Raw genomic sequence first — 13058 nt, 5'->3', positions numbered from 1 at the left:
GCGGGCACTGCGCCACCTCCTTCGTCGGCGGCTTGGCCCTTCTCCCTTTCGGCACCGGCGCGCCCCTTCGGCTCGGGGCGGGGCTCGCCCGCTCGGCTGTGAGGCGCTGGCTCGGGGTGGGTGTTCCAGGCTTCAACTATCAGTAGAATTTTGCAAAATGCAAAGATTGCCTTATAACTGAGGCATGATCGAGGCCCGCCATCTGCGCGTCCTGCGTGCCGTCGCCCGCACCGGCTCCTTCTCCGCCGCCGCCCGTGAGCTGGGGTGTACGCAGCCTGCCATCAGCCAGCAGATGAAGGCCCTGGAGAAGTCGGTCGACACCCCGCTGGTGGTCCGCTCGGGCCGCGGGATGCAGCTCAGCGAGGCCGGGCGGGTCCTGCTCAAGCATGCCACCGGAATCCTGGCCGGGCTCTCCGCCGCCGAGGAGGAGGTGGCGGCGATCGCCGGGCTGCGGGCCGGGCGGGTGCGGCTGGTCTCCTTCCCGACCGCGAGTTCCACCCTGGTGCCGCCCGCGGTCGCCCGGCTGCGGGACAGCCATCCGGGGGTGCGCGTGTCGCTGGTCGAGGCGGAACCGCCGGAGTCGCTGGCAATGCTGCGCGGCGGCGAGTGCGAGATCGCCCTGGCCTTCCGCTACCCGCAGTCCGACGGCGCCGCCGCACTGCCGTCCGCCGCGCACGGCACCCCGCGCGAGGCGCGGGCCGAGGCCAACCTGGAGGCGCAGCAGCTGTCGGCCGGTAGCGACTGGTCCGACCTGGTGGTCACCCCGCTGCTGGACGACCCGCTGGTGGGCCTGCTGCCTGCCGCCCACCCGCTGGCCGGGCGGGGAGGGCCGGTGGGGCTGGCCGAGCTGGCGGGGGAGCAGTGGATCGCCGGCTGCCCGCAGTGTCGGGGGCACCTGGTGGAGCTGTGCACCGGCGCGGGCTTCGAGCCCCGGATCGACTTCGCGACCGACGACTACCCGGCGGTGGTCGGCCTGGTGGCGGCCGGTCTGGGAGTGGCGGTGCTGCCCCGGCTGGCGTTGCAGTCGGTGCGTCCTGACGGCGTGTCGACGGTGCCGGTGCGGACGGCCACCGGTGCGCCGGCGGTGCGCCAGGTGGTGGCGCTGACCCTGCCGGACCTGGCCGAGGTGCCGGCCGTCGCGCTGATGCTGGAGCGGCTGGCGGGTGCGGCCGCCGATCGCTGACGGTCGGTGGCCGGGGTACCGCTGAGCGGGTACCGACTGTGAGCAGCCCAAGTCGCCGCGAAGAAACGTTTCTTCACGGCGCACCATGGAGGCGGGTCTAGTGCCGCGCGATCGCCGGCGGGGTCAGCGGGACCTCCACCAGGCGGTGCCGCGAGCGGCCCAGCATCTCCTCGCGTTCGTCCTCCGTCATCCCGCCCCAGACGCCGTACGGTTCACGGACCGCCAGGGCGTGCGCGGCGCACTCGGCGATCACCGGACAGCGCATGCAGACCTCCTTGGCGCTGGCCTCGCGCGAACTGCGCGCCGCCCCGCGCTCGCCCTCGGGGTGGAAGAAGAGCGAGCTGTCCACGCCGCGGCAGGCTGCCGAGAGCTGCCAGTCCCAGAGGTCCGCGTTGGGCCCGGGGAGGCGGGAGAAATCTGCCATGGCTCATTCCCTTCGGATGCGATCGGCCGTCGGTCGGGCGTGCTCGGCGGGCTGCGGCCGAGCGGTGCCCGGCGGGGCGACCCGCGTTGGTATGGACACCTGGAAATATGACTTAAGGCAACTCTATGGACAAGTCACCCACACGCGAGCACAACAGTCAATGACCATGAGAAAGCTATAAAAGCGGGCAAAGTGGGCAATAGGTTTCGACGGGCGTAGGTGCGGCAATCGGGTGGCCGACGGGCGCATGACACGCCGCACCGGTGTGCGGGTCGTACGCCGACCGCGCGCGAGCTGCGCAAAAGTGCGGCGTGTGCACCGCGATGCGGCTGATCGGTAACGGGTTGGCCACGTACAGTGGTGGAGATGGCCTGAAGGCCGTAACTCATTCGAGTGACGGTCGTTGGAAGTGCGGAGGCGGTTAGCGGGCGCCGGACGTCGGGAACGATCGCGGGCAAGTCGGGGCGATCAGGACGAAGTCCGTCGCCGATCGGCCGTGTCGGAGAGGTTCGTACCAGCCAGGAGGCTCAACGTGACGCGGATCAGCTGCGGAGGACGACGATCATGACTTCCGTTCTCGTTTGCGACGATTCCCCGCTCGCCCGCGAGGCGCTTCGCCGCGCCGTCGCGACCGTACCCGGCGTGGACCGGGTCACCACCGCGACGAACGGGGAGGAGGTCCTCCGCCGCTGGGTGGCCGACCGCTCCGATCTCGTCCTGATGGACGTCCGGATGCCCGGCCTGGGCGGGGTCGAGACGGTCCGGCGGCTGCTGTCCGCCGATCCGGGCGCCCGGATCATCATGCTCACCGTCGCGGAGGACCTCGACGGTGTCGCCCTCGCGGTGGCCGCGGGTGCCCGCGGGTACCTGCACAAGGACGCTTCTCGCGCCGAACTGCGGGCCACCGTCACCCAGGCCCTCGCCGACCCGACCTGGCGGCTCGCCCCGCGTCGGCTGCGCAGCCCCGACATGGGGGCGGCGCCGACCTTGACGGCGCGTGAGATCCAGGTGCTGGAGGGCATGAGCCACGGCCGCAGCAACGCCGAGATCGGCCGTGAGCTGTTCCTGTCCGAGGACACCGTGAAGACCCACGCCCGACGGCTGTTCAAGAAGCTCGGGGCCTCCGACCGCGCGCACGCGGTGGCGCTGGGTTTCCGCTGGGGCCTGGTCCGCTGACCACCGTCGGCGCCGCCGGCCCAGGCGCGCCGCCGTCGATTCCCGGAGCGGGTGTCGCACGGGCGTGTGACGTTACGGTCCCGAGGTTGCACCATGGAGGAGTGGAGCACCTCGGGGACCAGCGGACAGGCACTGCGGCGAACCACGCAGCCGCAGGACACTCGGCGGACGGCGCGACGGACGGGACCACCCACGGCGGCGGGGCGGGAGGCGGCACGGTGCAGGAGGGGCCGGTGATGCGCGGCACGCCGCGCGGTGCCGCAGCGCATAACGTTCCGGTGCACAACTCCGGACGCGGTGCCGCGTTTTCCCGATCGACCAGGCACCATGGACCGATGCGCGACGACGTCGCCGGTGCGGCCGGCCAGGCGGACCCGGGTGAGGCCCAGCCCTCCGGCCCGGGGCACGATCCGTCGTACGCCGACTCCGGCGGCCCCGGTACCGGGGCCGGACCGGGCCGCCCGCCGGTGCTCGGTACGGGCGGCTCGCCCCTGGTGGGCGAACTGGTCGCGGCCGCCGTCCGCGGCGAGGGCCCGGCCATCGACGCCCTGCTCGCCTACGTCCACCCGCTCGCGCTGCGTTACTGCCGCGCCAAGCTGGTCCGACTGCCCGGCGGGGCCCGGCACCACGTGGACGACGTGGCCCAGGAGGTCTGCGTCGCGGTGCTGTGCGCGCTGCCCAGGTACAAGGACCAGGGGCGGCCGTTCGAGGCCTTCGTCTACGGGATCGCCGCGCACAAGATCGCCGATCTGCAGCGGGCCGCGATGCGCGGGCCCGGTTCGACGGTCGTGCCGCAGGACGACCTGCCGGAGGTGCCGGACGAGGCGCTCGGCCCGGAGGAGCAGGCGCTGCTCAGCAGCGACGCGGCCTGGGCCAAGGAACTGCTCTCCAACCTGCCGGCCCGTCAGCGCGAGCTGGTGCTGCTGCGGGTGGCCGCCGGGCTGTCGGCGGAGGAGACCGGCGAGGTGCTCGGGATGTCGCCGGGCGCCGTCCGGGTGGCCCAGCACCGGGCGCTCAGCCGGCTGCGGGCGCTCGCCGAGGAATCGTCCTAGGGCGCGTCCGGCGATTCGCGTCGGACACTCGGCGGGAGTCGTCGGGCATGCCCCAGGTCAGTCGCCGGGCACGCCCCAGGTCAGTCGTCGGGCAAGCCCCACGTCGACCGGGCGGAATGACTCACGGTGCGGGGTTGTTGTCAAGGGCACACGAGGCACATTCGCGGTGCCAGTACCATGGGGTATCGGCGCCTGGGCAGGTTGCCAAAGTTTCGCGGGTGCGCACGGGGTTCCCTTGGAGGTTCCTCCGAACCCACCCGGCTTTCGGCGGTCTGCGCGAGTGAGCGATGAACGCGCCCCCTCCCTCAGGGCGTGAGCGGATAAGGCCGGCCACGGAAGGTACCCCCCAAATGTCTTACAACGCCGCAGGCGTACCCGAGAAGTTCGCCATGCTCGGGCTCACGTTCGATGACGTCCTGCTGCTGCCCGGGGCCTCCGAGGTGCTGCCGAACCAGGTCGACACCTCCTCGCGGGTCTCCCGGAACGTCCGCGTCAACATCCCGCTGCTGTCCGCAGCGATGGACAAGGTCACCGAGTCGCGGATGGCCATCGCGATGGCCCGCCAGGGCGGCGTCGGCGTGCTGCACCGCAACCTGTCGGTCGAGGACCAGGCCAACCAGGTCGACCTGGTGAAGCGCTCCGAGTCCGGCATGGTCACCGACCCGATCACGGTCGGCCCGGACACCACGCTGGCCGAGGCCGACGCGCTGTGCGCCAAGTTCCGCATCTCCGGCGTGCCGATCGCCGACGAGTCCGGCAGGCTGCTGGGCATCGTCACCAACCGTGACATGGCCTTCGAGTCGGACCGCAGCCGCCAGGTCCGCGAGATCATGACCCCGATGCCGCTGATCACCGGCAAGGTCGGCATCTCCGGCGTGGACGCGATGGCGCTGCTGCGCCGCCACAAGATCGAGAAGCTTCCGCTGGTCGACGACGAGGGCCGGATCAAGGGCCTGATCACCGTCAAGGACTTCGTCAAGGCCGAGCAGTACCCGAACGCCGCCAAGGACGCCGAGGGCCGTCTGCTGGTCGGTGCCGCGGTCGGCGCCAGCGCCGAGGCCTTCGACCGGGCCCAGGCCCTGGTCGAGGCGGGTGTGGACTTCCTGGTCGTCGACACCTCGCACGGCCACAGCCACAACGCGCTGGCCTGGATCGCGAAGATCAAGTCGGCCGTCAAGGTCGACGTGGTCGGCGGCAACGTCGCCACCCGGGACGGCGCCCAGGCGCTGATCGACGCCGGCGTGGATGGCGTCAAGGTCGGCGTCGGCCCCGGCTCCATCTGCACCACCCGTGTGGTCGCCGGCATCGGCGTCCCGCAGATCACCGCCATCTACGAGGCCGCCCAGGCCTGCCGGGCGGCCGGCGTGCCGGTCATCGGCGACGGCGGCCTGCAGTACTCCGGCGACATCGGCAAGGCGCTGGCCGCCGGTGCCGACACCGTGATGCTGGGCTCGCTGCTGGCCGGCTGCGAGGAGTCCCCGGGCGAGCTGCTGTTCATCAACGGCAAGCAGTTCAAGTCCTACCGCGGCATGGGCTCGCTGGGCGCCATGCAGTCCCGCGGGCAGGGCCGCTCCTACTCCAAGGACCGCTACTTCCAGGCCGAGGTGGCCTCGGACGACAAGCTCGTCCCCGAGGGCATCGAGGGCCAGGTGCAGTACCGCGGCCCGCTGTCGGCCGTGCTGCACCAGCTGGTCGGCGGCCTGCGCCAGACCATGGGCTACGTCGGCGCCGCCACCATCGCCGAGATGGAGAGCAAGGGCCGCTTCGTCCGGATCACCTCGGCGGGCCTCAAGGAGAGCCACCCGCACGACATCCAGATGACCGTCGAGGCGCCGAACTACTCGTCCCGCTGAACGGCCTGGACGGCCTGAACGGCTGAGGGACCAGGGCCGGACCACCGAGGGGCCCGCCGTCGCACCCGCGACGGCGGGCCCCTCGCCGTGTCCGGCGGCCGGGCCGTCGGGGCGGGACCAGCTCCGGTACGGGATACTGGGGGCGGCCGGGGTGACCCGGCGGGCATGAGCAACAAAGCAGAAGGGCTCGAAGTGACTGAGATCGAGATCGGGCGAGGCAAGCGCGGCCGCCGGGCGTACGCCTTCGACGACATCGCCGTCGTCCCCAGCCGCCGTACGCGTGACCCGAAGGAGGTCTCGATCGCCTGGCAGATCGACGCCTACCGCTTCGAGCTGCCGTTCCTGGCCGCCCCGATGGACAGCGTGGTCTCGCCCGAGCAGGCCATCAAGATCGGCCGCCTGGGCGGTCTGGGCGTGCTGAACCTGGAAGGCCTCTGGACCCGCTACGAGGACCCGCAGCCGCTGCTGGACGAGATCGCCTCGATCACCGACGCGGCCGCCGCGACCCGCCGCATGCAGGAGATCTACGCCGCGCCGATCCGCGCCGAGCTGATCAAGCAGCGGATCCAGGAGGTCCGCGACTCCGGCGTGGTCACCGCCGCCGCGCTCTCGCCGCAGCGCACCGCCGAGTTCTCCAAGGCCGTCGTGGACGCCGGCGTCGACGTCTTCGTCATCCGCGGCACCACCGTCTCGGCCGAGCACGTCTCCAGCGCCGCCGAGCCGCTCAACCTCAAGCAGTTCATCTACGAGCTGGACGTCCCGGTGATCGTCGGCGGCTGTGCCACCTACACCGCCGCGCTGCACCTGATGCGGACCGGCGCGGCCGGCGTGCTGGTCGGCTTCGGCGGCGGCGCCGCCCACACCACCCGCAACGTGCTCGGCATCCAGGTGCCGATGGCCACCGCCGTCGCAGACGTGGCGGCCGCCCGCCGCGACTACATGGACGAGTCCGGCGGCCGCTACGTGCACGTGATCGCGGACGGTGGCGTCGGCTACAGCGGCGACATCCCGAAGGCGGTCGCCTGCGGCGCCGACGCGGTGATGATCGGTGCCGCGCTGGCCCGTGCCACCGACGCCCCGGGCAAGGGCTTCCACTGGGGCATGGAGGCCGTCCACGAGGAGCTGCCGCGCGGCAAGCGGGTGGACCTCGGTACGGTCGGCACCACCGAGGAGATCCTGACCGGTCCTTCGCACACGCCGGACGGGACCATGAACCTGTTCGGTGCGCTGCGGCGGGCGATGGCCACCACGGGGTACACGGAGCTGAAGGAGTTCCAGCGGGTCGAGGTGACGGTCAACCCGGCGCTGGATCACCGCTGAGTGGTGTCCTGACGGAGTGGCGGAGGCCCCTGCCCGGGTTGTCGGGTGGGGGTTTCTGTGTTGGTGGGGGTCAGGTGCGGTTGGCGGTGCGGCGGGTGAGGAGGAAGCCGCCGATCAGGGCGATCGTGTAGAAGGCGAGGTCGAGGGGGCGCAGGTCGCCGCGCCAGGAGGTGAGGGTGTCGGGGAGGAGGCCGCGGGGGCCGGGGCCGGTGGCGTGGACCAGGCGGAGCTGCTGGGCGAGCTGGCCGAGTAGCAGGGCGGCGGCCGCGAGGAGGGCGCCGAGGGGTGGGAGTAACCGGTTCCGGCCGCCGAGGAGGCCGAGGGGGAGTGCGACCAGGCCGGCCTGGGCGATGGCCAGCCAGCCGAGGCTGTCGGCGGCCCGCAGTGGGGCGCAGCCGTAGGCCAGGCCGCCGAGCAGGGTGGCGAGCAGGGCGAGGGTGAGGGCGAGGGCGGTGCGGCGGCGGCGTGGGGTTCTTCGGTGGGCGGCGGGGGTGAGGGGGGCGTAGCCGGTGACCGGGACGCCGGGCATGCCGGGGGCGACGTACCCGTCGGGGGTGTCGAGGGCAGGTGCGACCGAGTAGTGCTGGGCGGTGTGCGGCCGGGTAGATGGGCCGTCAGCGCCCGGTGCGGGTGCGGTCATGGGCGTCGAGTTCCCCCCGGAAAGACGATGAGCTGCCGAACGGTAGCAGCGCTTCGGACAGATCATGGCGAGTTTTCGATCACAGATCGGGCACGGAGCGCCGCACCCGTTCCGGTTCGTCCCGGCTTGGGATGGGGGGTGGGTGGTCGTGGCCCCCGGGGACAGGGGATGATGGAGGCTTGGGCGTTCGGGCCTGGGGCCGGGCCGACGCGCCGTCACCACGACCGCCGGCAGCACATGGGGGAACGTTCCGAATGACCCAGGCGCAGGGTTCCACCGGCCGCCTCCTGGCCGGCCGCTACCGGCTGAACGGCGTGCTCGGGCGCGGTGGCATGGGCACCGTCTGGCGCGCCGAGGACGAGATACTGGGCCGGACCGTCGCGGTCAAGGAACTGCGGATGAACGCCAGCGTCGAGGAGGAGGAGAAGCACCGGCTGATCGTCCGGACGCTGCGCGAGGCGAAGGCGACCGCGCGGATCCGGCACAACTCGGCGGTGACCGTCTTCGACGTGGTCGACGAGGACGACCGGCCGTGGATCGTCATGGAGCTGGTCGAGTCCCGCTCGCTGGCCGACGTGGTCCGGGAGGACGGGCCGCTGTCGCCCGGCCGGGCGGCGGAGATCGCGCTGGACGTGCTGGGCGTGCTGATCGCGGCGCACGCGCTGGGCATCCTGCACCGGGACGTCAAGCCGTCCAACGTGCTGATCGGCGAGGACGGCCGGGTCGTGCTCACCGACTTCGGCATCGCCAGCGTGGAGGGCGACGCCTCGGTCACCTCCACCGGCATGCTGGTCGGCGCGCCCTCGTACATATCCCCGGAGCGGGCGCGCGGGCAGAAGCCCGGGCCGCCGGCCGACCTGTGGTCGCTGGGTGGGACGCTGTACGCGATGGTCGAGGGGCGGCCGCCGTACGACCGGGGTTCGGCGCTGGCCACCCTGACCGCGGTGATGACCGAGGAGCTGGCCCCGCCGGCGAACGCCGGGTCGCTGCTGCCGGTGATCGAGGGACTGCTGGAGAAGGACCCGGCCAAGCGCCTGGACGCCTCGCAGACCCGGTCGATGCTCAAGCGGGTGGTCGCCGAGGCGACCGTGAAGGCCGAGTCGACCACCGAGCACGCGATGCCGGTCGAGAAGCCGGCCGGGAAGGCCGGGAAGCCGGCCGAGGAGCAGGCGGAGAAGCCGGCCGAGAAGCCGGCGGAGGAGCAGGCGGAGAAGCCGGCCGAGAAGCCGGCGGAGGAGCAGGCGGAGAAGCCGGCTGCAGAGCCCGCCTCGAAGCGGACCGTGGGCGGGCTGCTGGGGACGGTCCGGGTGGGCAGCCGGGCCCGGGACGAGGAGCCGTCGGCGGAGCCCGCCGTGAAGGCCGCCGCCGGCGAGCCGGAGCCCGCTCCGGACGGTGAGCCGATCCGGCCGGTGACCAGCGAGTGGACCAGGGGCGCGACCCAGGCGGCCGGGGCGAACCCGCGCACGGGCCGGCGTCGGCTGGCCATCGCGACCGTGGTGGTCGTGCTGCTGCTGATCGCCGGGGTGGTCGCGGTGGTCCAGGCCGTGGGCGGCGGGGACAGCGGTTCGAAGGGTGCGAGCACCCACAGCACGGGCGCCACCTCGCCGGCGGCGGCGACCTCCGAGGCCGTGCCGAGCCAGGCTCCGGCGGTCCCGTCCGGCGAGCCCGCGCCCGCCGGGACGCCCGCCGAGCCGGCCACCACGGCCGCCTCCTCGGCCGCCGCGCCGCCGCCGGCCGCCGGCACTCCGGCTCCGACTCCGGCGGCCACGCCCACCCCGACCCCGACGCCGACGCCGACTCCAACCCAGCCCGCGCCGGGCGGGGCGGCGCCGGCCGGGTATCACGAGTACAAGGACCCGAGCGGCTTCTCGGTCTTCCTGCCGGACGGGCTGCAGCCGGCCGGGTCGGACCCCAACCGGCGGATCTTCAAGAACGCGGACGGCAGCCAGCTGCGGATCGAGTGGAGCACCTCGCCGCACGCGAGCGCCGTCGCCGACTGGCAGGACGCCGAGCCCGACCTGCGGGCGCAGGTGACCAACTACCAGCGGCTGAACCTGTCGGCGATCAACTACCGGCAGTGGACCAACGCGGCGGACTGGGAGTGGACCAGCGGCACGCCCAAGACGCACTCGCTCAACCGCGGCTTCGTGACCGGTACTCCGGCCAAGTACGGGTACTCGATCTACTGGATCGTCCCGGACGACAAATGGGCCGCGCAGGCACCGGTCCGGGACGTGGTGTTCAACAGCTTCCAGCCGGCGCCGTAGGCCCCGTCCTCGGGTGGGTTCAGCCGGGCAGGCGGGAGTCGCTCAGTAGGCTGCTCGGTGAGCGAGAGGAACTGGCATGCGAGGCGGCCCTGGGCAGTTGCTGGCGGGGCGGTACCGGCTGACGGACCGCCCGGAACCGCTGCGCGCCTTCGCGGTGGACGAGGGGACCGGCGAGTCGGTGCTGCTGCGCGCCGTGGAGCTGCCCGCGCTGCTGACCGCCGGTCAGGACCCGGACGAGCCGAACCCCGCGCACGGGGAGCGGCTGGTGCGGCGGGTGGCGGCGGTCGGCTCGGCCGCGCCGTCCTGGCACCCGCGGCTGCTGCGCGGGGTCGGGGCCTTCGTCGAGGGCGAGCTGCTGTGGACGGTGGAGGAGCGGCCGGCCGGGCAGACGCTGGCCGAGTTGCTCGCCGGCGGGCCGGTGTCGCCGTACCGGGCGGCCGAGTTGGCGGCGGACCTGGCCGGCGCGCTGCGGGTGCTGCACGAGGCCGGGCTCGCCCACGGCAATCTGACCGCCGATTCGGTGCTGGTCTGCGAGGACGGTGCGGCGATGCTCGGCGGGCTGCTCTCCGGGACGGCGCAGGAGGCGCTGGCCGAGGACCTCGGCGGGCCGGGGGGCCGCCGCCGTTACGAGGTGCGGGCCACCCTGGTCGGCTCGGTGGCCGAGCGCTGGCCGCTGGACGGCGGTCCGGCGGGCGACTGCTGGGCGCTCGGGGTGCTGATGCAACGGATGCTCACCGGCCGTGCGCCGTACCCGGAGGGCGGTGTGGCGGAGCTGGTGACGGCGGTTCGGGACGGGCGGCGCGAGCCCTCGGTGGTCTGCGGGCCGCTGGCGCCGCTGGCCGAGCGGCTGCTGCAGCCGGATCCGACCCTGCGGCCGACCGCGGAGGCGGCGCGGCGGGAGCTGGCCGCGCTGCTGGTGGGCGCGCCGGAGCCGGCCGACGGGGAGCGGGCGGCGCGGGCGGTGGAGCTGAAGCCGGACGCGCCGCTGGTGCGGCAGCGGCCGCGTCGGCGGGGCGGGGGCGGTCGGCCGGAGGTCAGTGGGGAATTCAACGGGGCGGAGTTCAACGAGGCGGGTACGGGCGGCGGTAGAGCCCCCCGGATACCCCCCTCCCTGTTGGGGCCGCTGCTGGTCGGGGGCGTGTTCCTGCTGCTGGTGGTGGGAATGGTCGCCGTGGTGCTGTTCGCAGGCTGACGGCCTCGGTGCGCACCGGTTCCCTGGTCCGGTGGGCGGGCGTGATTACCGGGGTGCGCGAGGTGCGCCTAATGTGTGCGTGGGATCAGTTCGAACAGCGGTCCGCACCAGGCGATCCGCCGAGGTGACGGTAGGTGGAAACCCGAGAGGGGGAGCGGTCGCCGATGGGCGTGCAGGACCGGCCGGAGGCGGCTGAGGCGGAGCGGTTGTTGGCCGGGCGGTACGAGCTCGGTGAGCGGCTCGGCCGGGGCGGGATGGGCACGGTCTGGCGGGCCTGGGACCGGATGCTGGACCGCGAGGTCGCGGTCAAGGAGCTGACCGTCAACCACCTCCCCGAGGAGGACCTGCAGATCCTGCACGCGCGGATGAAGCGCGAGGCCAGCGCGGCCGCCCGGATCAAGCACCCCGGTGTGATCACCGTGCACGACGTGCTGGAGCAGGACGGTCGGCCCTGGATCGTGATGGAGCTGGTCGACGGCCGCTCGCTGGCCGACGTGATCAGCCAGGACGGCACCCTCCAGCCGCGCGCCGCCGCCGAGGTCGGCAGCCAGGTGCTGGCCGCGCTGCACCGCGGCCACCAGCTCGGCGTGCTGCACCGGGACGTCAAGCCGGCCAACGTCCTGCTGGAGCGCGGCACCGGGCGAGTGGTGCTGCTGGACTTCGGCATCGCGACCTACGAGGGCTCGACCGAGCTGACCCGGCCGGGTGACCTGGTCGGCTCGCCGGACTACCTGGCGCCCGAGCGTGCCCAGGGCGAGCGGCCCGGTCCGGCCTCCGACCTGTGGGGCCTGGGGGCCACGCTGTACGCGGCGGTCGAGGGGCAGTCGCCGTTCCGCCGGGACTCGCCGATCACCACGCTGGCCGCGGTGGTCGACGAGCCGTTGCCGGAGTCGCGCCGGGCCGGGCCGCTGGGGCCGGTGCTGGCCGCGCTGATGGCCAAGGACCCGGCCGACCGGCCGAGCGCGGACGAGGCGGCCCGGATGCTGGCCGAGGTGCAGGCCGGGCACACCATCGGCCTGAAGTCCGTCGCGTCCGTCCGTACGCCGACCCAGTCGGTGCCGGTGGTTGACCGCAGCGAGGCGCCGGAGGGGACCGCGACGCCGCCGCAGGAGGGCTCGGAGGAGCCCACCGAGCCGCGTCCGGCCGACGCCGGGACGGCCGCCACCTCCGTCGGTTCGTCCGCCGTCCCGGCCGTCGCCGAGGACACCGCCGGGGGCGCGCCCGTCGCGCCGGTCGCGCACACCGCCGTCAGTGCGCCGGTCGCGCACACCGTCGCGTCTGCGCGCGGACCGGCCAAGCGCCGCAGCCGACTGAAGCTGGTCGCCATCGCGGTGGCCGTCGGGGTGCTGGCGGCCGGGGCGACCTTCCTCGCCACCCGGCACGTGGTCGGCAGCCCGGGCGGCGACCCCGCCCCGACCGGCCCGGCCGAGACCACCGAGCCGGAGCCGAGCGGCAGCGCCGGCCCCGAGACGTCCGCGCCCAACGGCTACCACTGGGTCGACGATCCGGCCGGCTTCCGCTTCCTGCTGCCGACCGCGAGCCCGACCTGGCAGCGGATCACCGGGACGGACAACACCCAGATCTTCTACAGCCCGGACGGCAAGGTGCACTACCTGCAGTTCGCGGTCACCGTCGGCCAGTCGATCAAGCCGCTGGACCACATGAAGCAGATGGAGGCCAGCGTCTCCAAGGCGCAGAAGGACTACAAGCAGCACCGGTTGGCGAGCTCCGCCGTGAACGGCCACGAGGCGGCAGTCTGGGAGTTCAGCTACGCGGCCAAGGAGGGCGGCCGCCGGCGCGCGATCGAGACCGAGTTCATCGACGACGACGGCACCGCCTACGCGATCTACTCGTCCAGTCCGGACAAGGGCAACGACTGGAACGAGGCCTTGCAGCGCTTCACCACGGTGCTCAACGCCTTCACCCCCACGCGCTGAGAGGCGGCGCCGAC

The 13058-nt window shown here is 73.3% G+C and carries 10 protein-coding genes; 8 read left to right on the top strand and 2 right to left on the bottom strand.

The genetic code is table 11. The features are described 5' to 3' along the window. The first annotated feature begins 184 nt into the window (after positions 1-184). Positions 185-1183, top strand: coding sequence for a LysR family transcriptional regulator (locus ACIRYZ_RS26790; RefSeq protein ID WP_402948625.1), 999 nt, complete (start codon positions 185-187; stop codon positions 1181-1183). A gap of 97 nt (positions 1184-1280) precedes the next feature. Here the strand turns inward: ACIRYZ_RS26790 and ACIRYZ_RS26785 are convergent, their stop codons facing one another. Next, the gene (locus tag ACIRYZ_RS26785; protein ID WP_189916090.1) at positions 1281-1607 is read right to left on the bottom strand and encodes a WhiB family transcriptional regulator; all 327 of its coding nucleotides are present in this window, start codon (positions 1605-1607) and stop codon (positions 1281-1283) included. 564 nt (positions 1608-2171) lie between these two features. Here ACIRYZ_RS26785 and ACIRYZ_RS26780 point away from each other — a divergent pair. The 4 genes from ACIRYZ_RS26780 (at position 2172) to ACIRYZ_RS26765 (ending at position 7008) form a co-directional block, all read left to right on the top strand. Next, positions 2172-2783, top strand: coding sequence for a response regulator transcription factor (locus ACIRYZ_RS26780; RefSeq protein WP_014136228.1), 612 nt, complete (start codon positions 2172-2174; stop codon positions 2781-2783). A gap of 335 nt (positions 2784-3118) precedes the next feature. Continuing rightward, positions 3119-3835 (top strand): RNA polymerase sigma factor ShbA, encoded by a 717-nt coding sequence (gene shbA, locus ACIRYZ_RS26775; protein WP_402948623.1) that lies wholly within the window; start codon positions 3119-3121, stop codon positions 3833-3835. A 350-nt stretch (positions 3836-4185) separates the two neighbouring features. Further along, the gene (gene guaB, locus ACIRYZ_RS26770; RefSeq protein WP_402948621.1) at positions 4186-5688 is read left to right on the top strand and encodes an IMP dehydrogenase; all 1503 of its coding nucleotides are present in this window, start codon (positions 4186-4188) and stop codon (positions 5686-5688) included. A 192-nt stretch (positions 5689-5880) separates the two neighbouring features. Next, positions 5881-7008, top strand: coding sequence for a GuaB3 family IMP dehydrogenase-related protein (locus ACIRYZ_RS26765; protein ID WP_402948619.1), 1128 nt, complete (start codon positions 5881-5883; stop codon positions 7006-7008). Between the two features lie 70 nt (positions 7009-7078). On the opposite strand, the gene ACIRYZ_RS26760 is transcribed toward ACIRYZ_RS26765, so the two are convergent. Next, on the bottom strand, positions 7079-7648 hold the full coding sequence (locus ACIRYZ_RS26760) for a hypothetical protein (RefSeq protein WP_402948617.1): 570 nt from the start codon (positions 7646-7648) through the stop codon (positions 7079-7081). Between the two features lie 254 nt (positions 7649-7902). On the opposite strand from ACIRYZ_RS26760, the gene ACIRYZ_RS26755 reads away from it, so the two are divergent. The 3 genes from ACIRYZ_RS26755 (at position 7903) to ACIRYZ_RS26745 (ending at position 13044) form a co-directional block, all read left to right on the top strand. Next, complete coding sequence (locus ACIRYZ_RS26755) at positions 7903-9915, top strand: protein kinase (RefSeq protein WP_402948615.1); 2013 nt, start codon at positions 7903-7905, stop codon at positions 9913-9915. A 76-nt stretch (positions 9916-9991) separates the two neighbouring features. Continuing rightward, positions 9992-11107 (top strand): protein kinase, encoded by a 1116-nt coding sequence (locus tag ACIRYZ_RS26750; protein WP_402948613.1) that lies wholly within the window; start codon positions 9992-9994, stop codon positions 11105-11107. A gap of 134 nt (positions 11108-11241) precedes the next feature. After that, entirely contained in the window at positions 11242-13044 is a 1803-nt protein-coding gene (locus tag ACIRYZ_RS26745; protein ID WP_402948611.1) for a protein kinase, read from the top strand. Positions 13045-13058 lie beyond the last annotated feature (14 nt).

This window comes from Kitasatospora sp. NPDC101155, assembly GCF_044768305.1.
Classification (GTDB): domain Bacteria; phylum Actinomycetota; class Actinomycetes; order Streptomycetales; family Streptomycetaceae; genus Kitasatospora.
This window is presented reverse-complemented; position numbering and strand designations above follow the sequence as displayed.